The sequence below is a fragment of the Caulobacter sp. GW821-FHT09A05 genome (genome assembly GCF_059418465.1).
This window is the reverse complement of the sequence record NZ_JBWKPX010000034.1, coordinates 24,720-48,657: the sequence shown is the minus strand read 5'-3', so window position 1 is coordinate 48,657 and position 23,938 is coordinate 24,720. Positions and strand designations below refer to the sequence as shown.

Sequence of the window (23,938 nt, the reverse complement as noted above, 5' to 3'; positions counted from 1 at the left end):
GGCCGCAGCGCCACCAACGTGGTCGGCAACTCCGTCGCCGCCGCCGTGGTCGCCAAGTGGGAGGGCGAACTGGACGAGCCGGATGTGGACGTCGAGCCGGCGTAAAAAGTTCGGCGCGAGGGGTGAGGGGCTCGGCTCAGCTTCCGTCTAACCCTTATCAGCACCGTCGACCTCGGTAGGATCGCGTTCCATGAAGCTCGTCTTGAAAGCCACCGTCAGCGCCGTCGCCCTCGGCGCGGCCCTGTTCCTCGCGTCGGCCGGCGCCGGCGTCGCCGCGTCTCCCAAGGCCGAGGTGACGGCGATCATGGGCGCGACCGTGTTCGACGGCACGGGCGCCGAACCGCGCCTGGCCAACGTGGTGATCCGCGACGGGCGCATCGCGGAAGTGGGGCCTGGCGTGAAGGCTCCCAAGGGTGCGCGGGTGATCGACGCCAAGGGCCAGGCGATGCTGCCGGGCTTCTACGACCTGCACACCCACTGGACGCCCAGCGGCATGCCGGGAACCACGCCGCAGATCGCCGCCGCCTATGTCTCGGCCGGCGTCACCACGGTCAGCGACTTCAACGCCACGCCGGAATCCTTCGCCCCGCGCCGTCAGTGGCTGTCGACCCTGGTCGCGCCTCACGTCAATTTCGCCGCCCGCATGAGCACGCCTGGCGGCCATGGCGCGGACTGGGCCGACAGCAACACCACCAAGTGGGTCAATACGCCCGAGGCCGCCCGGGCCGCCGTGCGTACGATCGCCGGCTACAAGCCCGACCTGATCAAGGCCTTCACCGACGGCTGGCGCTACGGCGTCGCACCCGACAACACCAGCATGGACGAGTGGACCTTGGCCGCCCTGGTCGACGAGGCCCACAAGAACCAGCTGAAGGTGTTCACTCACACCGTGACCGTCGATCGTGGCGAGGCGGCGGGCCGCGCCAAGGTCGATGTGATCACCCACAGCCTGCAGGACCGGCCGCTGGACGCCGAAGCCATCGCGGCGATCAAGGCCGGCGGCACGTCCGACACCCCCACCTTGGCCGTCTATGAACCGACCAAGGCTGGTCCACCGCGCGACATGAGCGATCCCAAGGTCAAGCAGAGCTTCCAAAAGTTCGACTACGCCCTGGCCAACGCCAAGGCGCTGCACGACGCGGGCGTGACCGTCGCCCTGGGCACCGACGCGGGCATGCCCGCGACGCCGCACGGCGTGTCGACCCTGCACGAGATGGAACTGCTGGTTCGCGCCGGCCTGACGCCGGCCCAAGCTTTGATCGCGGGCACCGCCGACAGCGCCAGGGTCATCGGTCAGCTTGACGACCGAGGCACGATCGAACCGGGCAAGCGCGCCGACCTGGTGCTGATCAAGGGCGCGCCCTGGAAGGCCATCGAGGACGTCCGCAAGACCGACCGGGTGTTCATCGACGGCAAGTTGGTGTTCGGACCGGGGGCGCCGGCGATGACCGCCAACGTCGCGACCACCATGCCGCCCGTCCAGGCCAAGGCGCTGATCGACGATTTCGAGCGCGCGGACGGCCGTTCCAGCCTGGACACCCTGCGCAACGACGATCCCGACGGGGGACTGGATCGCACCGTCGAGATCAGCCAGGTGATCTCGCGCGGGACCGAGGGCTGGGCGCTGTCGATCGCCGCGCGCATGGCCATGAAGGCCAAGCCCAACGCCGGCGTCATCATTCCTCTGACCCGAGGCTCGATCCAGCCGGTCGACGCCCGCGCCTTCGAGGGCGTGCGCTTCGAGGTGCGCGGCGACGGCGACTACGCTCTGGGCGTCACCACCACGACCGCTCGCTGGTCCGCGCCGTTCACGGCAGGTCAGGCGTGGCGCACGGTGGAGGTGCCGTTCTCCGCGCTCAAGGCCATGACCTATCGCGGCGACAAGGATGACAAGGCGACCTGGAGCGGCGTGGATCTGACCGAGGTCGAGTTCATGGGCGGCCGACTGGGCGGCGAGAAGATGTGGATGGAGGTCGACAACGTCACCTTCTACTGAGGCCTTTCCGCACGGGCTTCGAAAAAAGTCGCTCCAGCAGGTGAGGGACCGCTCTCCGCTTCCGTCTGACTGACCCTGAGGGCCCCGATCCACGTCTGGATCCGGCGGCCCCCGGGTCTAGGATCGGGGATAATCGAAATGAACAACACCAAGGCGCTTCGCGCCGTCATGCTGGCGACCTCGGCGCTCTGCGCGGGGTGGGCCAGCAACGCCTTCGCCCAGAGCGCGCCGTCGCCGGACGCCACCGTCGAGGAAATCGTCGTCGTCGGCTCGCGCATCGAAGGCGCCAAGGCCACGGCCGCCCTGCCGGTCACGGTCGTCGACTCCAAGCAGTTGGCCGCCATCGGCGCCACCTCGGGCGACGACCTGTTCCGCGCGATCCCGCAGATGGGCGATGTCAACTACAACAGCAGCTACCTGCCGGGCAGCAGCAACTCCGCGCGCGGCGACATCGGTTCTGTGAACCTGCGCAACCTGGGTTCGGGCAACACCCTGGTCCTGCTGAACGGCCGCCGCGTGGTGGCGCACCCGACCAGCCAGGCCGACGGCACGAGCCTGGTGCCGACGATCACCTACAACACCAACGCCATTCCGACGTCGGGGCTCAAGCGCCTGGAAGTCCTGCGCGACGGCGCGGCCGCGATCTACGGCACCGACGCGGTCGCCGGCGTGGTCAACACCGTGCTGCAGGACAACTACGACGGCGGCGACGTCGAGGCCCAGTACGGCTACGCGCCGGGCACGCACCTGAAGGAATACGGCCTGACGGGTCTGTTCGGCAAAACCTTCGACCGCGGCAACGTCACGGCGTTCCTGTCCTACGACCAGCGCACCGCGCTGCGCACGACGGACCAGGACTACACGGCCTCGGGGGACAAGCGTCCGCTGTTCGTCGGTACGGCCTTCGAAGGCGCCACGGGCCTGGACGGCCGCGCCACCACCACGCCATGGGGCAGCTTCACCGCCTCGGCCGCCGTCCGCCAGAACGGGGCCCTGATCACCAGCTCGGCCGGCGCCTTCCACATCCAGCCGACTACCAACGCCGGCAGCCTGGTCTCGCTGGGCAACGGCATCAGCATCGACGACGCCGCCATCGCCACCTCGGGCGACGATCGCAACCTGCGCTATGACGCGGCCGCCACCGGCCTGTCGGTGATGCCCGAACTGAAGCGCATTAACATCTTCCTGACCGGCAACTATCGGATCACCGAAGAGATCACGGCCTTCGGCGAACTGGGCGTCTATCTCGCCAACACCCATGCTTGGCAGGCGCCGTCCGCGACGACCTCGGCCCAGGTGATCACGGTTCCGCGCTCGAACTACTGGAACCCCTTCGGCCCGACGGCCTTCGCCGACGGCACGGCCAACCCCAACCGCGTGGCCGGGACCACCGCGCCCGCGGCCGGCCTGAACGTCACCATCAACGGCTATCAGTTCGCCGACGCCGGCCTGTCCAAGGTCGACGTGGAGAACACTCAGACCCGTTACCTGGGCGGACTGAAGGGCGAGAAGTTCGGCTTCAAATGGGAATCGGCGCTGCTTTATTCGGCGGCCGAGGTGAAGGACGTCTCCGACGGCATCAGCGCCACGGCGCTGCAGCGGCAGCTGGCCCTGTCGACGCCGGACGCCTACAACCCGTTCAATGGCGCCAACGTGGCCACGCCCAGCGTCGGCGACGGCGCGTCCAGCAGCGCCGCGGCGCTCAACGCCATCCGGGTCAAGTCGACCCGCGACAGCAAAAGCACCCTGGCCTCGTGGGACTTCCGGATTTCAAAGGCCGACCTGTTCACCTTGCCGGCCGGCGGCCTGGGCTTGGCCGCCGGGGTCGAGTTCCGTCGCGAGACCCAGAAGGACGATCGCGACGACCGCGTCGACGGCACGATCACCTACACCAACAGCGTCACGGGCGTGGTCTATGGCAGCGACCTGATCGGCACCAGTCCGTCGCCGGACACCAAGGGATCGCGCAAGGTCGCCTCGGCCTATGCCGAACTGGCCGTGCCGATCATCTCGCCGGAGATGAACATCCCGCTGGTGCGCAGCGTCGAGGTCCAGCTGGCCGGTCGCGCCGAGAATTACAGCGACGTCGGCTCGGTGACCAAGCCGAAGGTGGCGGTGGCGTGGGACGTCCTGGACGGCTTCCGCCTGCGTGGTTCCTGGTCGCAGGGCTTCAAGGCCCCGAACCTGGAGCAGATCAACGCCGAGGTCATCACGCGCTCGAACACCCGCACCGACTACGTGCGATGCGAGGCCGACCTGCGGTCCAATCGGATCGCCAGCTTCAGCAACTGCTCGCGCTCGCTCAGCGTCGCGGCGCAGCGCTCGGGCAATCCGGACCTGAAGCCCGAGGAGTCCGAAACCTCGGGCTTCGGCTTCGTGTTCGAACCCAAGTTCGTGCCGTCCGACTACGGCCAGTTCACCTTCACGGTCGATTACTGGCGCGTTAAGCAGAAGGGCATCGTCAGCCTGTTCGGCGAGGGCAACGCCCTGATCCTCGACTACCTGCTGCGCACGCAAGGCGGCAGCAACGCCAATGTCGTCCGCGCCGCGCCCACGGCCGACGACGTCGCGGCCTTCACGGGCACCGGCCTGGCCCCGGTTGGCACGGTGCTGTACGTCAAGGACCAGTACGTCAACGCCCTGCCGCAAGAGGCGCGCGGGATCGACATCGGTGCGATGTGGCGTCTGCGCGGCACGCGGCTGGGCGACTTCGATGTTAGCGTCAACGGCGCGCACCTGCTGAAGTTCTACCAGAGCCCATCGCCGGCCATCGCTGAATTGATGGCCGCGCGCGCGGATGGCGACATCAATGCCGGCACCACCATCACCGGCGGCGGCGACTACATCCGCCAGAACGGCAAGCCGGAATGGAAGTGGACGGCGGCGCTCAGTTGGCGTCTCAACAACGTCTCGGCGGGAGTATTCATCCAGTACATGTCCGCCGTCGACGACACCAACCTGCTGAACTCCGCCGGCGCGCCTTGGGTGATCGACTCCCAGGTGACCGGCAACGTCTACGCCCAGTACGAGTTCACCGACGGCTGGGCCGCCAACACCAAGGTCAAGCTGGGGGTGCGCAACATCACCGATGAGGCGCCGCCGCTGTCGTCAAACGGCTATCTCGGCTCGATGTACCAGCCCTACGGACGCTACCTTTACGCCAGCGTTCGCAAGAGCTTCTGACCTCGTGGCCGCGCTCTTCGGAGCGCGGCCATTTCGTCGATGTCATGTGATCGCCGCCGCGCTCCCCGGTGCTTGGCTTTGGCCAACAGCCAATGTTCGCATGCTGGCGCATAGCCGATCTGAGACGCGCCAGTGCTGGAATGTCGGCATCCGCCGCGGCTGCGAGGGGGGGCGGCCGGCTCGAGACAGGTCCTATGCCGATGGCGCCGAGCTCGGAGAGGCCTCCTTCGATCCGGCTGGGCGGCGGCGATCCCGCGCGCTAGCTTCGCTTGGCGCCGATTTCGTCGAGATAGTTGTAGATCGTGAACTTGGTGACGCCGAGACGGGCGGCGACACGCTCCACCGAGCCGCGGATCACGAACAGACCCCGCTCGTGCATGATCGCCACGGCCGCCATCTTCTCGGCCTTGGACAGGCGCTCGACCGGGACGCCGGCGCCGTCGAGCGCGGAGGTGATGATCTCCTCGATCAGGTCCTCGATATTGGTTTCGGCTCGGGGCGCGGGCAGGGGGGGCAGAATGGCCGGGATCAAGGCGCTTTGAATGTCGCGCTGGATCCGCTCGATCGCCCCTAGGTCGATGTTCACGCACAGCGCGGCCGCGGGGGCCCCGTCCGCGTCGAACATCACGACCGAGGACGACCGGAGCGCGCGTCCGTCGCCGGCCTTCGAGGTGTAGTTGGCGACCACGCGCACCTCGTTGGGGTGGGCTGCGGCCTTGCTGGCGACGAGGGTGTCGAAGGCCTTGTCCTCCGCGGGGCCGGCGATGATCGCCGAGCCCACGTGGCGACCGCTGACGTGTCCGTTGACGATCTCGACGATCGAGGCCTCGGGCCGCCTCAGATCGTGGACCACCACCTCGGTGTGCTGGTTCAGAGCGCACTCCAGCGCCTTGGCCACACCTTGAAGGACGCCCAGCAGGGCTTGTTCGTCTTGCACGGCGGTGGGTTCTTTCATGCGCAGGGCAGGTCGACGGCGACGGCGGACAACAACACCGTCGACTTCAACATATCGTTGATATCTACGCCCCGGTTCGCGGTCAATAGGATCGGCTCTCGGCAGCCCACGGCGAGCTTGTGCCTGGGTTTTGAACTCGAAATGCCTGTAATAAATACAAAAATTAACCAGTCTCAACGCTTCGTCGATGAAATCAACAAAATGTTGAAGTAGTCTCCATTTTGTTGCAAGACTCCTGGCGAACATTGATCTCGGGCGGCGTTTGCGCCGGGCCCGACCATGGGGGAACTGTGATGCGCAACGGTTTGAAGGCTTTCCTGCTGGCGGGTTCGGGCGGCGCGTTCGTCCTGGCCGGCTCCGCCGCCTGGGCCCAGGAAGCGGCGGGCGACACCGCGACGATGACCGAGATCGTCGTCACCGCTCAGAAGCGTTCCGAGCGCCTGCAGGACGTGCCGGTCTCGGTTTCGGCGGTTTCGGCCGAAAGCCTCACCCAGCAGAACCTCGTCCAGTTGCGCGACTTCTATAACCGCGTGCCGGGCGTGGCCATCAGTGGCGGCGGCACCGAGCAACGCGCTAATGGCGTGTCGATCCGCGGTGTAACGACCGGCGGCGGTACGGCCCCCACCGTCGCCTTCACGCTGGACGATGTGCCGCTAACCTCCGGCGCGGCCTCGGCCCAGTCGCCGCTGATCGACATCGACCCGTCGGATCTGCAGCGTGTCGAAATCCTCCGCGGCCCGCAGGGCACGCTCTATGGCGCCTCGGGCCTGGGCGGCCTGATCAAGTACGTGACCGTCAGCCCCGACACCCAGCAGTTCAGCGGCCGGATCGAAGCCGGCGGCAACACCATCTCCAAGGGCGACCAGGGTTGGTCGCTGCGCGGCGCGGTCAATGTTCCGATCGTCCAGGACAAGCTGGCTCTCCGCGTCAGCGCTTTCACGCGTCATGATCCCGCCTATCTGGACAACATCAACCCCCGCGCCGCCGGCGAGGACATCAACAAGAACCGCGTCGAAGGCGGCCGCGCCGCGCTGCTGTTCAAGCCGACCGATAACCTCACCGTCGACCTGTCTGCCCTTCGCCAGAAGTCGCGCTTCATCGGCAGCCCGCAGATCCGGATTGTCAGCGCTACGGACTTCACGCCCGTCTACGGCGAGTTCACGCTGAACCTGGCGCCGACCCGCCGCGACGTCGACTTCACGCTCTATCAGGGCCGCGTGAACTACGACCTGGGTTTCGCCGACCTGACCGCGATCAGCGCCTGGAACGACATCAAGTCGGCCTCGGACCTGGACCAGACCAACACCTTCGGCTTCCTGCTGCCGGCCTTCTCCGCGCCCGCCGGCTCGGCCGCGACCCTGATCAACGCCGACCGCACCAAGAAATTCAGCCAGGAAGTGCGCCTGGCCTCGCAGGACGGCGGCGCCTTCGAATGGCTGGTCGGCGGCTTCTACACCCACGAGAAGATCTCGGTGGACCAGACCATCCTGATCGTCCCGCCCTCGGACGGCGGCACGACGGCCTATGCCTCGGTCGGGCCGGCCAAGCTTGAAGAGAAGGCGGTGTTCGCCGACGCCACCTACCACTTCACCGACAAGTTCGATGTGCAGGCCGGCGTGCGATACTCGTCCAACGACCAGTCCAGCGCCTCGACCACGACCATCGCCGCCCCGGCGACGCGGTTCTTCGGCCCCAGCTCGAGCATCGCCAGGACCAGCTCCTCGGATGACGCCGTCACCTGGTTGTTCACGCCGCGCTACAAGGTCTCGTCGGACCTGATGGCCTATTTGCGCATCGCCACCGGCTACCGGCCGGGCGGCCCCAACAGCACTGGCGTCACCGGCATCCCGCTGTCGTTCAAGTCCGACAGCGTGGTCAGCTATGAGGCGGGCCTGAAGGGGACGCTCCCCCAGTTCAACGCCACCTTCGACGCGTCGCTGTTCCAGATCGACTGGGACGACATCCAGCTGTTGACCACCGATGTGGACTCCCAGTTCACCTATTATACGAACGGCTCGACCGCCCGCAGCCGCGGCGTTGAACTGTCGGGACGCTGGGCGCCGGTGCAGGGCTTGTCGGTCGAGGGCAACATGACCTACCTCCAGGCCGAGCTGACCGACGACCTGCGAACCCCGGCCGGCGCCTCGCCGATCTACGGTTCCAAGGGCGACCGGCTGCCCGGATCGGCGCGGTTTTCCGGCAGTCTCTCGGCGCAATACGACTGGGACGTCGGTCGCGGCGTTTCGGCCTTCGCCGGCACCAGCCTGGCCCATGTGGGTGACCGCTACGCCGAGTTCGACAACATCCAACCGACCACGCGGGTGAAGCTGCCGTCCTACACCACCGTCGACCTGCGCGGCGGCTTCTACAACGACGACTGGAAGCTGAACCTGTACGCCAAGAACATCGGCGACAAGCGCGGCGTCGTGGAAGCCACCACGCGGGGCGGCACTAGCCCGGCGCAGGCGATCTTCCTCCAGCCGCGTACGGTGGGCGTGACGATCGCTCGCAGCTTCTAGGCATGGTGTTCCTCGACGAAGCCGCTGTCCTGCAACGCCTCGATCTGGAGGGGTGCCGGACGGCGGTGCGCGGTGCGATGATCGCCCTGTCCGCCGGCGAGACCCGACAACTGCCCCGCTCGATCATCCCGATCGGCGCGGGGCGGCTGTTCGGCCAGATGCCGGGCGCACTGCTCGCCGACGGCTATTTCGGGGCCAAGCTGGTCAGCGTATTCGCCGACCCTAGCCGCCCAGGACGTAGCACCCACCTTGGCGTGGTGGTCTTGTTCGACGCCGAGAGCGGCCAGGCGGTCTGTGTCGCGGACGCCGGCGCGATCACCCAGATCCGCACCGCCGCCGGCACGGCGGCGGCCACCGACGTCCTGGCGAGGCCCGACGCCGAGCGCCTCACCGTCATGGGCCTGGGCCACCAGGCCAGCGCCCACATCCAGGCCCTGGCGCGTATTCGCCCGCTGCGCGAGATCCGGGTCTGGGGGCGCTCGCCCGACCGGGCTCGGGTTTTCTCCGACGCCATGAGCCGCGAGACCGGACTTTCCGTGGTGGCCGTTGTCGACGCCCGCGAGGCCGTGGCCGACGCCCAGATCGTCTGTACGGTCACGGGCGCGGTCGAGCCGATCCTGCTGGCCGACTGGCTGTCGCCCGGAACCCATGTGAACCTGGTCGGCGCCAGCGTCGCCTCGGCGGCCGAGGCGGACGCCGCCGTGGTCTGCGTCGGCCGCTACTTCGTCGAGAGCCGGGAGTCGGCGCACAACGGCGCGGGCGAGTTCCTGCGCGCCATCGCCGCCGGTCTCGTCGCCGAGGACTGCATCCAGGCCGAGATCGGCGAGGTCATGGCGGGGACGCGACCGGGGCGCCAGTCGGCTTCGGACATCACCGTCTACAAGTCGATCGGTCACGCCGTGCAGGACCTGGCGGCGGCGGCCTATCTTTACGAGCAGGTGCGATGAGCTTAGCGATCCGTCTTGGCGGCCTGACCGCCGCGTTCCTCCTGACCGCGCTGGGAACGACGGCCCTGGCCGATCCGGCCTCGTCCCTGTCGGTGCTGCTCAGGCCTGGCCGCATGGACGAAGCGAAGGGGGCGGGGAGCGTCGCGGTCGAGCTGCGCTTCTCCGAACTGCCCGTCGCGGCCGGCGCGGAGTTGCTAAGCCTGCCGCTGGTGATCGCCAACACAGTCACCGTCGCCGACTCTCTTACTGGCTTGGTGGCGACCGACGCCGACGGCGAGATCCCGCTCACTGTTCGGGACGATCCGGCCAGCGGCCTGGTCTGGTCGCGCCACTGGCTGGCGGGCCGCGCCGTGCGTGGGCCCGTCGTCGTGCGCTACCGGGCGCCGGTCGACAACACCGCGCCCAAGCGCGGTTCGGGGCCGCCCTACGCCTTGCGCACCGAGGGCGGCGGCGTCTCGGGCGTGGGCAACACCTTCATCCTGCTGCCCGAGGAGACCAAGGTCCGGAAGATCTCCCTGCGCTGGGACCTCGGCGCATTGCCCCAGGGCTCGACCGCCACCTCCAGCTTCGGCGAGGGGGATGTCGCCCTGCCGGACGGACCGGCCGACCAGTTGGCCTCGACCGTGTTCATGGCCGGGCCGATGAAGCGCGAACCGGGCGTCGTCTCCGAGGCCGGTTTCTCGTCGGCCTGGCTGGGCCAGCCGCCGTTCGACCCGGCTCCGCTGATGGCTTGGACCAACCGCCTGCATGGCTGGATGAGCGACTTCTTCCAGGACAAGGCCGTTCCGCCGTACCGGGTCTTCCTGCGCTACAACCCGATCAATGCGGGCGGCGGCACGGCGCTGACCCGCTCGTTCCTGACCACCTATGGCGCCGACACCCAGGGCGAGAGCCTCAAGGGCACGCTGGCTCACGAGATGATCCATACCTGGACGGAATCGGACGCCGGCCAGTGGTATGGCGAGGGCGTGGCCGTCCACTACCAGGGCCTGTTGCCGTTCCGCGCCGGCCTGTTGTCGCCGGAGGCCTTCCTCGAGGACCTCAACGACACCGCGCGCCGCTACTACGCCAACCCGCTCAACGCCACGCCCGACCAGGAGATCGCGCCGCGCTTCTGGGAGGACACGCGCATCCGGGTGCTGCCCTACGACCGGGGCGGCCTCTATTTTGCGGTGCTCGACGGCCGCATCCGCCGCGCCACGGGCGGCAGGCGTTCGGTCGACGATCTGGTCCTGGAAATGAGCCGGCGCCATGCGGCGGGGCAGGGGACCGGCGATGCCGCCTGGGTCGAGCTGGTGACGCAGGCGCTCGGCGAGGATGGCCGCAAGCTGCACGAGGCCATGTTGGCGGGCGCGCTGATGCTGCCCGAGCCGGAGGACTTCGGTCCGTGCTTCACCCGCGTCACGGCCAAGGTCCGCCGCTTCGAGCTGGGCTTCGAGCCCAAGTCGCTGGTCGGGACAACGAAGACCATCCGAGGGCTGATGGCCGGCTCGGAAGCGGCGAAAGCCGGTCTGCGCGACGGCGATGTCGTGACCTACGCCGTCGCGCTGGACGGCGTGCAGGGTGATCCGAACCAGACCCTGACGCTGAAGGTGACACGGGACGGCAAGACCTTCCCGTTGACCTATCTGCCCCGGGGCGGACTGGCCGAGATCTATCAATGGACGCGTCGTCCGGGGACGCAGGGCCTGCAATGCGTCTACTGACCGCCAAGTGTCGCTAGAAGGATGCCGCCGATGCTCGTCTCCCGGCTTGTCGTCGCCCTGATGGTTGTTTCTGCGGTCGTGCTGGGGGCGGGTTCCGCCTTAACCCAGCAGCCCGCACCCGCGACGGTCAAGGACGGCTTCACTCTGGCGGTGACGGGCGACCTGATCGGGCCCGAGCATCCCATCACCCGTCACGGCGATCCCGGCACGCTGCGAATCCAGACCCTGCTGTCGGGCGCCGACGCCGCGTTCGGCAACCAGGAGGGCGCGATCTTCGATCTGGACAAGTTCCCGGGCTATCCGGCCGCGCAGAACGGCGGCGGCACGCCGATCAACGACGCGGCCGTGGCGCACGACCTGAAGGCCATGGGCTTCAAGATCATGTCGCTGGCCAACAACCACGCCACCGACTTCGGCGTCGACGGCATGCTGGAGACACAGCGGGCGCTGGACGCGGCCGGGATCGTTCGCGCCGGCACGGGCGACAGCCTGACGGCGGCGCGTCGTCCGGCCTATGTAACCACGCCCAGGGGGACGGTCGGTCTGGTTGCGGTGGCGGGAACCTACACGGACCTTTCCGTCGCGGCCGATCCCAATCCGGGTCGGGGTTTTCGCGCCCGGCCAGGACTCAGCCCTCTGCGCTCTCGTGAGCTGCAGCTGGTCACGGCCGGGCAGATGGCGACCTTGCGCGCGATCGCGGCCCGTTCCCTGAGGCCCGACGCGACCCAGAACCCCGAGGTGTTCAGCGCCGCCAAGACCGGCGAAGAGTTGACCATCGGCCGCACGACGTTCCGCGTCGCCGATCGGCCGGGTCTGAGCTACGACGTCAACGCCGACGACCGCGCCGCCCTGCTGGCCAGCGTCAAGGAGGCCCGGGGAAAGGCCGATCTCGTGGTCTTCTCGATCCATGCCCACGAGACCGCCTCGGCCGATCCCGAGGACGTGCGGCCGGCCGACTACATGACGCCCCTGTTCCACGAGCTGATCGACGCGGGCGCCGACGCCGTCGTGCGCCACGGCCCGCATGCCTTGCTGGGGGTGGAGATCTACAAGGGCCGGCCGATCTTCTACGGGATGGGCAGCCTGATGTTCCAGGTGGGCGACAAGAACCGCCAGTTCCGGGGCTTCACCCTGCCGGCGGCCTGGTACGACGGCGCTGTCGCGGTCAGCCAGTACGAACAGGGCCGGGTGGCGACCATCCGCCTCTATCCGTTCGTCCAGAACCTGGAGGACGCGCGGCTGCAGGGGACCCCGAAGTCGCCTTCGCATGACGACGCCCAGCGGATACTCCAGCGCATCCAGGCGGCCTCGATCCAGTTCGGCACCCGCATCGACATCGAGGGCGACGTCGGCGTGATCCATCTGGCGGCGGGCCGCTGAGATGAGCCTTGATCGTCGGCAGGCCCTGGCGGGGCTGGGCGCGCTGGCCGGCGGATTGGTTCTCGATCGTCCGGCGGTCGCCCGTGTCGGCGATGGGCCAGACCTCGAACTCTATCAGGCGATCCGCGAGGAGGGGCTGAAGCGCGGCCAGGCCATGGTCTATGCCGCGAGCCTTGCCGACGGCGTCGGCGCCCGTTTGATGGGCTCGCCGAACATGCGGCGGGCCTACGACTGGTCGCTGGCGCGGCTGCGCGACCTGGGACTCAGCGATCCCCGGCTGGAGCCGATCGGTCCGTTCGGACTGTCCTGGCGCCAGATCCGCGCGTCGGCCCGCATGTCGGCGCCGGACAGCGCCCAGTTCGTGACCCAGGCCAGCCCTTGGTCGGTGGCGACGAACGGCCTCATCGGGGCCGAGATCATCGCCGTCCGGCTGGACACCGACGAGGATCTGGAAAGGGCCAGGGGCCGCCTGAGCGGCAAGATCGTGCTGCTGGGACCACCCTCGGCGCCGGCAGCGACGAGTCTCGCCCATGTCCGCTACAGCGACGAAGAGGTCCTCAGGGGCGACGCCGCCGAGGCGGTGCGCGCCTACTATCGGACCATCGCCGAGCGCCGCGCGCGCCAGGGACGCGAGGGGCTGTTCAAGGCCCGACGCAACGCCTTCCTAGCGACCGAGGGCGTGCGGGCGGTGGTCATCAGCGGCGGCGCCGAGCCGGGCGCGCTGGTCGTGGACGGCTCGGAACTGGGCGGTCGGCCCTGGCTGGCGGCCGAGCGTCCGACCTTTCCCGCGTTCTATGTAGCGGGGGAGGCCTTCGGCCGGTGCTGGCGGCTGGCGCAGGCCGGCGTGCCGGTGAGCCTGGAAGTGGAAATCGCCACCGAGGAAGGCGACGCGAACGAGCCGGGCCACAATGTGCTGGCCGAGATCCCGGGGGAGGATCCCGAGCTGAGCTCCCAGATCGTGCTGGCGGGCGCGCACCTCGACAGCTGGGCGACCGGAACGGGCGCCGCCGATAACGGCGCGGGCGTGGCCGCGACCCTGGAGGCCGTCCGCATCCTGCGCGCGTTGGGTCTGAAGCCGCGCCGCACCCTCCGCGTGGTTCTGTACGGCGGCGAGGAGCAGGGGCTGTTCGGCTCGGAGGCCTATGCGAAGCGGCGCCTGGGTCACATCCCGCGCTCGACGGCGCCGGAACAGCTGGCCCTGCCCGTCGAGGGACGGCGCGCCAAGGTCGGTCCGCTGCGCAAGGGCCCCGAGTACGACAACTTCTCGGTCGCCTTCAATCTCGACGGCGGATCGGGACGCATCCGGGGCGTCTTCACGGGCGGAAACCCCGCGCTGGCCGAACGCTATCGCGCCTGGATCGCGCCGCTGAAGGATCTTGGCGTCCTGGCGGTCTACGACGGACCGCACTGGCCGGCCGACCAGTCGACCTTCACCCAGATCGGTCTGCCGGGCGTGTCGTTCCTGCAGGATCCGCTCGACTACGACAGCCGGGCGCATCACACCAACCTGGACGCCGTGGAACGGTTGTCGCCGGGCGATCTGGCGCAGGCGGCCACGGTGTTGGCGATCTTTCTTATCAACAGCGCCAACGTGAACGCACGCGCATCGAGATGAAACGATCAGGACGACCAGATTCGGCCTGAACGTCAGGCTGAGGGGCGGTGGGATGAGGTTGCGCCTATGCGGGCAGGCCGCGATGATTTCGTGCCGGATGTCTGGATTCCGGAGAGACCTCAATGTCTGCAAGTGGCGCTACATCGTCTCCCGGATGCTATACCACTGAGAAGCGGAGGTCAGCGACCAAGCCTGGCCTGGGATGGCGGGCGCGCAGGTCGAGGTTGATGTCCAGGCGCCGGGTGATCGAATGCACGATGGCCAGGCCCAAGCCCGCGCCGGCCGATCCCTGGCCAGCGGCGCCCCGGTTGAACGGCGTGAACAGGTTTCGCAGTTCGTCTTCGCTCATGCCGCGACCGCGATCCCAGATCACGACCCTCAGTCCGGCCCCGTCCGTCCTGGCGACGATATGCACCGTGCTCGCGCCATAGGCGCAGGCATTAAAGATGAGATTGCGTAGAACCTCGCCGATCAACACCGCGTTGCCGCGCGCGAGCCCGAGGTCGGCAGGCAGGCGCGTCAGCAGTTCGACCTCGGGGAAGGCGCGGGCGGCCTCCACCTGGATCGCGGTGAGCAGGGCGACGAGGTCGGCCTCGCCTTCGGCCGCGGTCGCCTCGGAGCGGGCCAGGGCCAAGAACTGCGACAGCACCTGGCGCAGGTTGGCCGCGGCGTCCCGCGAGTCGCCGAGCAGGGCCTTGTCGCGCGGCGTGGCGGCCGAGCGCTCCAGCAGGGCGAGGTTGGCGACGATCACCGACAGGGGCGTGCGCAACTGGTGGGAGGCGTCGGCCGAGAAACGTTCCAGCGCGCGGGTGAAGCGCTCCAGGCTGCTCATGAGGTGATTGAAGGCTTCGACCGCTGGCGACAGTTCGGCGGGCGTATCGGCGGCGTCGATGGGCGCGAGGTTCGGGCGCGGAGCCTGGGCGCGGCTTTTCAGATCGTCCGTCAGGCGGCGCAGCGGCGCCAGACCCCAGCCGACGGCCGGCACGACCAGAACCGCGGCGACGGCGACCAACAGGACGGGAAGGCCGATCAAGGTGGAGAGCAGCTCGCGCACGCTGGCGCGACGGGAGTCGAGGCTTTGCGCGACCGCCACCACGACGGGGTCGCGCACGCCCGGCACCATCAAGGTCGACTGGGCGATCCGCACCTCGTAGCCGCGCATCGTCGCATAGCTGAAACTGGTCTCGTTCGGCGCGGGCGCGGGCAGGCGAGGGAGGTCGTCGTAGCCAGTGACCAGGCGCGGACCTTGGCGCACAGCATAGAACACCGCATCGCGCTCGGGACTGTCCAGCAGGGCCAAGGACCAGGGCGGCAGGGCCACCTGGGCCTGGCCCTCTCGCACACCGATCTGGGCGACGATCGAGGCCACGGATCCGGCCAGCAGGCGGTCTGACGACTTCTCCACCACTGCCCCGGCGGCCAGGGCGCCGGCCAGGGCGAGCGCCGCGCCCAGCAGGGCCAGCGGGGCGACCTGCGCCAGCAACAGGCGGCCGACCAGGCTAGGACGGCTCCAGTTCAGAAGCTTGGCCTTCACGGGTCGATCCGGTAGCCCACGCCCCGCAGCGTGCTCAGGCGCGGGCCGTCCGGCGCCAGCTTGCGCCGCAGTCGGCCGACATGGATGTCCAGGGCGTTGGGCGAGGGGGCCTGTTCGTCGGGGAACACGTCGGCGGCCAGACGGTCGCGCTCGACGACCCGACCGGGACGCGCGGCCAGCGCCTTGAGCACGGCCCATTCGCGCGGGCGCAGGTCCAGCCGCCGCTCGCCGATCCAGGCCGCGCCGGCTTCCCAGTCGCAGACCAGGGCGCCGACATGGGCCGTCCGTGTGGCGTAGCCGCCCTTCCGCCGCGCCACCGCTCGCACCCGGGCCACCAGCTCGAACGGGTCGAACGGCTTCAGCACGTAGTCGTCCGCGCCCATGTCCAGGCCCGCGATGCGATCGCGCACCGCGTCACGGGCGGTCAACATGACGATAGGGGTGAGCACGCCCTCGCGCCGCAGTCGGCCCAGGATCTCAAAGCCGTCGATGTCGGGCAGGCCTATATCCAGGACGACGGCGTCGAAGTCGGCCCCGTGAGCCAGGGCCAGGGCCAGGGCGGCCTCACCGGTCTCGGCGCAGACGGGCTCGTGCCCTTCACTCTCCAGCGTCGCGGTCAGCGAGCGACGCAGGGGCGGATCATCCTCGACAACCAGTATCTTCATCGGGGATGTAGGAGCCGGACACACTCAGGGGAGAGCGGCATCCGACGCCGATTGCCACATCAGGTCAAGAGACGGTGCTTCGTCGCCAACCTCTTCGCAAGCCTGGGCGCGGCCGCCCTGGTGCTGACGGGCTGCGCGCCCGGCGCGCCGGGACAGGCGACGCGGGCCTCGGACATCCGGGCGGCCGCCCGCGAGGGCGAGGTCGTGGTCTATATCAACAACGACATCCATCAGCCGTTGGTCGAGGATTTCGAACGCCGCTTTCCGAAGGTGAAGCTTCGGTTCGTCGTGCTGACGTCGCGCGACATGCAGGCCCGGGTGATCGAAGAGGCCACGCGCGGCAAGCCGGTCGCCGACGTGGTCTGGACCTCGGCCATGGACACCCAGGTCAAGCTGATCAACGACGGCTACGCCCAGACCTATAGAAGTCCCGAGGCCAGGAGCCTTCCCGCCTGGGCGCGATGGCGCGACCAGGGCTTCGGCGTGACCAGCGAACCGATCGTCTTCGTCTACAACAAGCGCCTTCTCAAAGGGGACGACGCGCCGCGCAGCCACGCGGCCTTGCTGGCCGCCCTGCGCGCCGATCCCGAACGCTGGCGCGGCAAGGTGGCCTTGTATGACCCCGAGCGCAGCGGCATGGGGTTCTTCTATCTGTCCAGCAACACCCAGTTCTATCCCGACGCCTGGGCGCTTTACGACGCGATGGCCGCGACGGGCGCGCGAACCTATGTGCCCGGCAAGCCGATGCTGGATCGCGTGGCGTCCGGCGAGCACCTGCTGGCCTTCGACATGAACGGGTCCTACGCCGACTGGTACGTGCGCAACCACGGTCCCGACATCGGCTACGTCGTCCCGGAGGACTATCACCTGTCGATCTCCAGGGTCGCCTTCATCACCCGCGTGGCCCGACACCCCGGCGCGGCGCGGGTGTTCCTAGACTATCTGATGTCGGAAGCAGGGCAGCGGCGTCTGCTTGAAGTTCGATTGACGCCGATCCGTCCGGGACTGGGCGCCGTCTCGCCGTCGGGTGGTAGGCCTATCAGAGTGGGGCCGGCTCTGTTGGCCAATTTTGATCAAGGGCGCCGCGCCGAACTTCTGGCTCGCTGGCGGCGAGCGGCCGCCGAGCGCTGATGTTTGGCGTATATTTGGGCATTTTCTGATTAAACTTTGATCTTATCGGAGTGCGGCGGCGCTTCGGCATGCCTTTTGAGGCGCTGCCAGGCGAGCGCCAAGCTGTCACCGACCTGTCATGCGACGCGATGAGCTGGGCATCGGGCGGGCGCACCTATCGCCGTAAGATGGTTTTTAGGAACTACTTGTTCCAATTGCGGACTTTAGGGGAAATTTATACCGACTTTGGGCGCTTTGACGCGATGCGACGAAGCGTTCGTATTGGCCTGGCTCTCGCGGAAGAGATCGGCTCCGTCCCGACGCCGAAGGCGCAACCGCCCCGGAAACGCTCAGGCAACAAGGACCGCAGGGCACGAGGACGCTGGAAAGCAGGACCGCTCCGAAAAGGAAGCGGCCTCGCCGAAGGAGCAAGGGCGCGCATGCGCCTGAATCTCTCAGGCCCAAGGACAGCGGGGGCAGAGGAAACCGCCTGACGAACCCGGGCGCGTCGCATCGTGCGGCGCACGGGACGGGCGTTGTCGACTGCAAACACCGAGGGGATCTCGTTTGACACTTTCACGCCAAACCCGCCGTAACCTGCTGCTGGGCTGCAGCATCGCGCCTGCCGCGCTCGTGCTGCACACCGCAGCCTTCGCCCAGACCGCGCCTGCGGAAGACACCAGCGTCGCCGAGATCATCGTCACCGGCTCGCGCATCGATCGCGCCGGTTTCGAAGCCCCGACCCCGACCGTGCGCGTCACCGCCCAGGACCTGGCCGTCGGCGCCCGTCCGAACGTGGCCGCCGCCCTGAACGACCTGCCGCAGTTCCGCGCCACCACCTCGCCCCAGACCACCGGCACCAACACCGGCGCGGGCAACGCTCCGGTCGACCTGCGCGGCCTGGGCATCAACCGCACCCTGGTGCTGCTGGATGGCCGCCGCTTCTCGGGCGAGAACGACCTGAACATGATCCCCAGCGTCATGCTGAAAGGCGTGGACGTCGTGACCGGCGGCGCCTCGGCCGCCTGGGGCTCGGGCGCCGTCGCCGGTGTCGTCAACCTCTCCATCGACCGCAACTTCACCGGCTTCAAGTTCGGCATCGAGGGCGGCGAATCGTCCTTTGACGACGCCAAACAGATCCGCGTCGAAGGCGCGGCCGGCACGACCTTCGCCGGCGGCCGCGGCCACTTTGTCATCGGCGGCGAATATCTCGACAACGACGGCGTCATTCCGAAGAACAGCCGCCCGAACATCGGCCGTTGGGCCACCATCTCGAACGGCGCGGGCCGCTTCGTCCTGGCCCCCGACGTCGGCTTCTCGAACGCCGCTCCCGGAGGCCTGATCACCTCGGGCGTGCTGCGCGGCCAGACCTTCAATCCGGACGGCACCCTGCGCGCCTTCGACTACGGCACGGTGCAAGGCACGAACTCGATCGGCGGCGAAGGCCCTTCGAACGACGATCTGTCGCCGCTGGTGACGCCGCAGAAGCGCTACGCCACCATGGCCAGCGCGACCTACGACCTGACCGACAAGGTCAAGCTGACCGCCGAACTGCGTCGGTCGCGGATGTGGAACAACTACATCTGGTTCGGCGACCACAACCGCGGCAACCTGACGATCAAGTCGGACAACGCCTTCCTGCCGACGGCCGTGAAGACGGCGCTGGCCGCCGCCGGCCAGACGAGCTTCACGATGGGCCGCTTCAACACCGAGGCCTATCCGACCATCGACTTCGAACGCGTCTCGACCCAAGGCACGATCGCCCTGGACGGCGAGTTCGACGGCGGCTGGCGCTGGAGCGCCTATTACAGCCACGGCGAGCAGGACAACAACATCGACACCCCCGGGTTCTTCCTGACCCAGAACTACGCCAACGCCGTCGACTCGGTGATCAGCCCCACGACCGGCCAGGCGGTCTGCCGCGTCGCCCTGACCAACGCCTCGACCAACTGCGTGCCGATCAACCTGTTCGGCCAGGGCGCGCCCTCGCAGGCGGCGCTGGACTACGTCACCGGCACACCGTCGATGCGTGAAACCAGCAAGCTGGACGTCGGCGGCTTCAGCCTGCGCGGCGAGCCCTTCGAACTGCCGGCCGGCCCGGTCTCGATCGCCGTGGGCGCCGAGGCGCGCAAGGAGTCGGTCGTCCGCACGGTGGGCGCCCTGGACGCCGCCAAGGCGTTCACCTCGTTCAGCTTCTCGGCCATGGCCGGCAGCTTCAGCGTCAAGGAAGCCTTCGCCGAAGTGCTGGTGCCGGTCGTTCGCGACATCCCCGTCTTCAACAAGCTGGAAGTCAACGCGGCCGCGCGCATCTCCGACTACGACACCACCGGCTCGATCTGGTCGTGGAAGCTGGGCGCCACCAACGAGTTCTTCCCGGGCTTCCGTGGTCGCATCACCCAGTCGCGTGACATCCGTTCGGCCAACCTGACCGAGCTCTTCACGACGACCACGACCGGCTACAACACGCTGACCGACCCGACAAACAACTCCAGCGTCTATGTGCTGACCAACGGCGGTGGGAACCCGAACCTGAACCCCGAGACGGCCAAGACCTTCACGACCGGCTTCGTCTATTCGCCGCCGTCGATCGCGGGCCTGAGCATGTCGCTCGACTATTTCAAGATCAACATCGACGACGTGATCACCACGATCGCGGCTCAGGACATCGTCACCCGTTGCGCCAACGGCAATCAGGACCTGTGCTCGCGGGTTACCCGTGACGCAACCGGCGCGATCACCCGGATCGTCTCGACCTACGTCAACCTGGCCAACTACAAGACCGACGGCTTCGACGCCGAGATCTCGTACTCGACCGCGTTCGATCGCCTGATCCCGGGCGCGCCTGGCCGTATCCGCGCCCGCCTGCTGGGCACCTGGGTCAACAGCCTGACCACCAACGACGGCGTCAGCAAGATCGAGTACGTCAAGTCGCAGGGCTATTCGTTCGGTCTGGGCACGCCCAAGACCCGCGCGAACGCGTCGATCGACTGGGCCGGCGAGGTGTTCAGCGCCAACCTGCGCGCCCGCTACATCTCGGCGGGTAACTACAACAACACCGTCGATCTGGTGAACAACCACATCAAGGCCTACACCTATTTCGACCTGGGCCTTGCGGCGAAACTGCCTGAGATCCGCGGCAACGCGATCGAACTGTACGCAAACGCCACCAACCTGTTCGACAAGAAGCCTCCGGTCAGCTCGCTGTACTCGCCGTACTACGACGTGATCGGCCGCTATGTGACCGTCGGCGCGCGGATGCGTTTCTAAGCCCGCCCGACATCGCGCCGCCGGCTGCGTTCCCCCGCGCTCCCTCCGCCGGCGGCGCTCCTTCCTTCGCAAGGCGTTCCGAACATGATCTCTCGTCCTTCCCTGGCGCTGGTCCTGCTGGCCAGCGTCGTCGCGACCCCGCTCGCGGCCCAGACCGTCGCGCCGCCCGCCGCCATCGTCATCGACGGCGCGCCGGCCATCCCCCAGGAACTGGTCGCGGCCACCGCGCCCTACCTGCAGGCCCGCCACGCCAACTTCCTGGGCTGGAATGCGGCCGACCGCTCGATGCTGATCAAGACCCGCTTCGGCGGCTCCGATCAGGTCCACGTCGTGGCCAAGCCCGATGGCGACCGCCGCCAGATCAGCTTCGAGAACGAGCCGATCCTGGCCGCGGCGCTGTCGCCAAAGGGGGACACGCTGGTCGTCCAGAAGGACAAGGGCGGCGATGAGTTCTACCAGCTCTACGCCCTGGAGGCCGGCCGCCCGCGGCTGATCACCGACGGCAAGAGCCGCAACTGGTTCGGCGCCTGGTCGCGCGACGGCAAGCGGGTCGGCTATGCTTCGTCGCGTCGCAACGGCGCGGACATGGACCTCTATGTCGTCGATCCGAAGGACCCCAAGACCGACCGCCTGGTCGCCCAGGTCAGCGGCGGCGGCTGGAACATCGCCGACTTCTCGGCCGACGGTTCGAAGGCCCTGGTGTTGAACCGCATGTCGATCAACGACGCGGCGGTCTACGAACTGGATCTGGCGACCGGCAAGATGAAGCCGCTGACCGATCCGAAGGCCAAGGCTTCCTATGTCGATCCCAAGTACGGTCCCGACGGCGCGGTCTGGTTGACCTCGAACAAGGGCTCGGACTTCCTGCGCCTGGGCAAGCTGGACGCCAAGGGCGGTTTCGTCCCCGTCTCCAAGGAGCCGCGCTGGGACGTCAGCGACTTCGCCATCGCGCCGGACGGCGGCTTCGTGGTCTATGCGATCAACGAGGCGGGCGTATCGCGCGTGCGCGTGATGGACCTCGCCACCGGCGCCGTGCGTTCCGTGACCGGCCTTCCGGCAGGCGTGATCCCTTACAGCATCGGCGCGTCCATCGAGATCGCCCCCTGGGGCCAGATCGGCCTCAGCCTGTCCAGCGCCAAGGTGCCGGGCGATGCGTTCTCCATCGATCCCAAGACTCTTGCCGTCACCCAGTGGACCCACAGCGAGACCGGCGGCCTGGACCCCAACCTGAACGTCGAGCCCAAGCTGGTCGAGGTCGCCAGCTTCGACGGCGAGAAGGTCTCCGGCTTCCTCTACCAGCCCGACCCGGCCAAGTTCCCCGGCAAACGTCCGCTGATCGTCGACATCCACGGCGGTCCGGAAGGCCAGACCCGGCCCGACTTCCTGGGCGGGAACAACTACCTGCTCAACGAGCTGGGCATCGCGCTGTTCTTCCCGAACGTGCGTGGCTCGTCCGGCTACGGCGCGCGGTTCGTCAATCTCGACAACGGCCCGTTCAAGCGCGAGGACTCGGTCAAGGACATCGGCGCCTTCCTCGATACGCTGGAGAAGGACACGGCCCTGGACGCGAGCCGCTTCGCCGTCAACGGCGTCTCGTACGGCGGCTACATGTGCTACGCCTCCGCCACGCACTACAGCCCGCGCCTGAAGGGCGCGAACTGCTATGTCGCGATCTCCAACTTCGTCACGTTCCTGGAGAATACCCAGTCCTACCGTCGCGATCTGCGCCGCGTGGAATATGGCGACGAGCGTGATCCCAAGCAGCGCGAGCAGCTGATGAAGATCTCGCCGCTGACCAGCGTCGACAAGATCACCATCCCGCTGCTGGTGGCCACGGGCGGGACCGATCCGCGCGTGCCGGCTTCCGAGGCGGACCAGATGATCAAGGCCGTCCGCGCCAAGGGCGGCGAGGCCTGGCACGTGCTGGCCAAGAACGACGGCCACGTTTTCCGCAAGAAGGAGAACGAGGACTACTACTTCTGGACCAGCATCATGTTCTGGCGAAAGACCCTACTGGATCAGTAGGGCGGGCGAGGGCGCGGAACCGAGATTCCGCGCCCTTTTTCTTGGAAGGATCCAGGATCTTGTCGACCTTTCTGCGTTGCGCGACGGCCTTGGCGCTGCTGCTTTTTGCCGGTCGGGCCTGGGCGGGGCCCGCGATCGACCACCACATGCACGTCCATTCGCCGGCGATCCTCAAGATCCTGCCGGCCTATTGCGCCAGCCCCAAGCGCAAGAGCCCTTGCGACCCGCGCTTCACCGCGCCGCTGACCGCCGCCGATGCGCTGAAGGCGATGGATGGCGCAGAGGTCGGGCAGGGCTGGCTGATGTCGACGGCCTATCTGGCGCAGAGCCCTCTGGGCCCGACGCCGCCCGATGCCGCCCAGGTGGTTCGCGAGGCCAATGATTTCACGGTCGCCCTGGCGCGCAGCCGGCCCGATCGGTTCGCCGCCTTCGTCAGCGTCAATCCGACTGCGCCCGACGCCCTGGCGGAGATCGCCCGCTGGAAGGGCGACCGCGCCGTGAGCGGGCTGAAGCTGCACCTGACCAATTCCGGCGTCGACCTGCGCGATCATGCTCAAGTGGCAAAGCTGGCGGCGGTCTTCCGCGCCGCGGCCGCCAATGGCTGGACCATCATGATCCATATGCGCACCGGCGCGGCCGACTATGGCGCGCGGGACGTCGGGGTCTTCATCGATAAGGTGCTGCCGGCCGCGGGTGACCAGCCCGTCTTCATCGCCCACGCGGCGGGGTGGGGCGGGATCGACGCGGTGACGCTGGACGCCCTGGGCGCATTCGCCAACGCGTTAGAGAAAGATCCAGGGCGCGTGAGCAACGTCCGCTTCGACCTTGCCCAAGTCTTTAAGACCGGTGCGACGCCCGAGGACCGCGCTCGGATGGTCGGCCTGATCCGCCGGATCGGTCCGGATCGTTTCGTCGCCGGGTCTGACTGGCCCTTCACTGGAGACCTCAAGACCTACTTCGCCACCGCCTATACGGGGCCGGAGCTGTCGCCTGAGGAGTGGGCGAAAACCTCTCGCTAGCTCTACCGGCCGCCTGA

The 23,938-nt window shown here is 68.1% G+C and carries 15 protein-coding genes and 2 riboswitches; of the genes, 12 read left to right on the top strand and 3 right to left on the bottom strand.

Annotated elements, in window-relative coordinates; translation table 11 throughout:
- The 3 genes from AC07NX_RS22800 to AC07NX_RS22790 form a co-directional block, all read left to right on the top strand.
- A partial coding sequence (locus AC07NX_RS22800; protein WP_494644951.1) for a hypothetical protein occupies nt 1-105 on the top strand: 105 nt, incomplete at its 5' end.
- 85 nt (nt 106-190) lie between these two features.
- Complete coding sequence (locus AC07NX_RS22795) at nt 191-1,996, top strand: CIA30 family protein (RefSeq protein WP_494644949.1); 1,806 nt, start codon at nt 191-193, stop codon at nt 1,994-1,996.
- 138 nt (nt 1,997-2,134) lie between these two features.
- Nucleotides 2,135-5,179: a TonB-dependent receptor plug domain-containing protein gene (locus AC07NX_RS22790; RefSeq protein ID WP_494644948.1), complete on the top strand. Its 3,045-nt coding sequence runs from the start codon at nt 2,135-2,137 to the stop codon at nt 5,177-5,179.
- A gap of 259 nt (nt 5,180-5,438) precedes the next feature.
- Here the strand turns inward: AC07NX_RS22790 and AC07NX_RS22785 are convergent, their stop codons facing one another.
- Complete coding sequence (locus tag AC07NX_RS22785; RefSeq protein WP_494644946.1) at nt 5,439-6,116, bottom strand: helix-turn-helix transcriptional regulator; 678 nt, start codon at nt 6,114-6,116, stop codon at nt 5,439-5,441.
- A gap of 311 nt (nt 6,117-6,427) precedes the next feature.
- Here AC07NX_RS22785 and AC07NX_RS22780 point away from each other — a divergent pair, with 311 nt between their 5' ends.
- Genes AC07NX_RS22780 through AC07NX_RS22760 form a run of 5 tightly spaced genes read left to right on the top strand, consistent with a single transcriptional unit; the run spans nt 6,428 to nt 14,301 of the window.
- On the top strand, nt 6,428-8,653 hold the full coding sequence (locus tag AC07NX_RS22780; protein ID WP_494644944.1) for a TonB-dependent receptor: 2,226 nt from the start codon (nt 6,428-6,430) through the stop codon (nt 8,651-8,653).
- A 2-nt stretch (nt 8,654-8,655) separates the two neighbouring features.
- Nucleotides 8,656-9,600, top strand: a complete 945-nt coding sequence (locus tag AC07NX_RS22775) for an ornithine cyclodeaminase family protein (protein ID WP_494644943.1) — start codon at nt 8,656-8,658, stop codon at nt 9,598-9,600.
- On the top strand, nt 9,597-11,306 hold the full coding sequence (locus AC07NX_RS22770; RefSeq protein ID WP_494644942.1) for a M61 metallopeptidase family protein: 1,710 nt from the start codon (nt 9,597-9,599) through the stop codon (nt 11,304-11,306). Before AC07NX_RS22775 ends, AC07NX_RS22770 begins: the two co-directional genes overlap by 4 nt.
- A 30-nt stretch (nt 11,307-11,336) precedes the next feature.
- Nucleotides 11,337-12,686 (top strand): CapA family protein, encoded by a 1,350-nt coding sequence (locus AC07NX_RS22765; RefSeq protein ID WP_494644940.1) that lies wholly within the window; start codon nt 11,337-11,339, stop codon nt 12,684-12,686.
- A 1-nt stretch (nt 12,687) separates the two neighbouring features.
- A complete protein-coding gene (locus AC07NX_RS22760) occupies nt 12,688-14,301 on the top strand; it encodes a M20/M25/M40 family metallo-hydrolase (RefSeq protein WP_494644938.1) in 1,614 nt (537 codons plus the stop codon).
- A gap of 157 nt (nt 14,302-14,458) precedes the next feature.
- Here AC07NX_RS22760 and AC07NX_RS22755 read toward each other — a convergent pair whose 3' ends face one another.
- Together AC07NX_RS22755 and AC07NX_RS22750 are read right to left on the bottom strand one after the other, a co-directional pair.
- The gene (locus AC07NX_RS22755; protein WP_494644936.1) at nt 14,459-15,835 is read right to left on the bottom strand and encodes a sensor histidine kinase; all 1,377 of its coding nucleotides are present in this window, start codon (nt 15,833-15,835) and stop codon (nt 14,459-14,461) included.
- Nucleotides 15,832-16,500: a response regulator transcription factor gene (locus tag AC07NX_RS22750; RefSeq protein ID WP_494644934.1), complete on the bottom strand. Its 669-nt coding sequence runs from the start codon at nt 16,498-16,500 to the stop codon at nt 15,832-15,834. The genes AC07NX_RS22755 and AC07NX_RS22750 overlap by 4 nt, the downstream gene beginning before the upstream one ends.
- A 51-nt stretch (nt 16,501-16,551) precedes the next feature.
- Here AC07NX_RS22750 and AC07NX_RS22745 point away from each other — a divergent pair, with 51 nt between their 5' ends.
- From AC07NX_RS22745 to AC07NX_RS22730, 4 genes are all read left to right on the top strand, one after another.
- Entirely contained in the window at nt 16,552-17,631 is a 1,080-nt protein-coding gene (locus AC07NX_RS22745; RefSeq protein WP_494644932.1) for an ABC transporter substrate-binding protein, read from the top strand.
- 266 nt (nt 17,632-17,897) lie between these two features.
- Nucleotides 17,898-17,987, top strand: a riboswitch (glycine riboswitch).
- Nucleotides 17,988-17,990: 3 nt separating this feature from the next.
- Nucleotides 17,991-18,083, top strand: a riboswitch (glycine riboswitch).
- 94 nt (nt 18,084-18,177) lie between these two features.
- Entirely contained in the window at nt 18,178-20,877 is a 2,700-nt protein-coding gene (locus tag AC07NX_RS22740; protein ID WP_494644930.1) for a TonB-dependent receptor domain-containing protein, read from the top strand.
- Nucleotides 20,878-20,961: 84 nt separating this feature from the next.
- Nucleotides 20,962-22,902, top strand: coding sequence for a S9 family peptidase (locus AC07NX_RS22735; RefSeq protein WP_494644928.1), 1,941 nt, complete (start codon nt 20,962-20,964; stop codon nt 22,900-22,902).
- 59 nt (nt 22,903-22,961) lie between these two features.
- Complete coding sequence (locus tag AC07NX_RS22730; protein WP_494644926.1) at nt 22,962-23,921, top strand: amidohydrolase family protein; 960 nt, start codon at nt 22,962-22,964, stop codon at nt 23,919-23,921.
- The last annotated feature ends 17 nt before the right edge of the window (nt 23,922-23,938 follow it).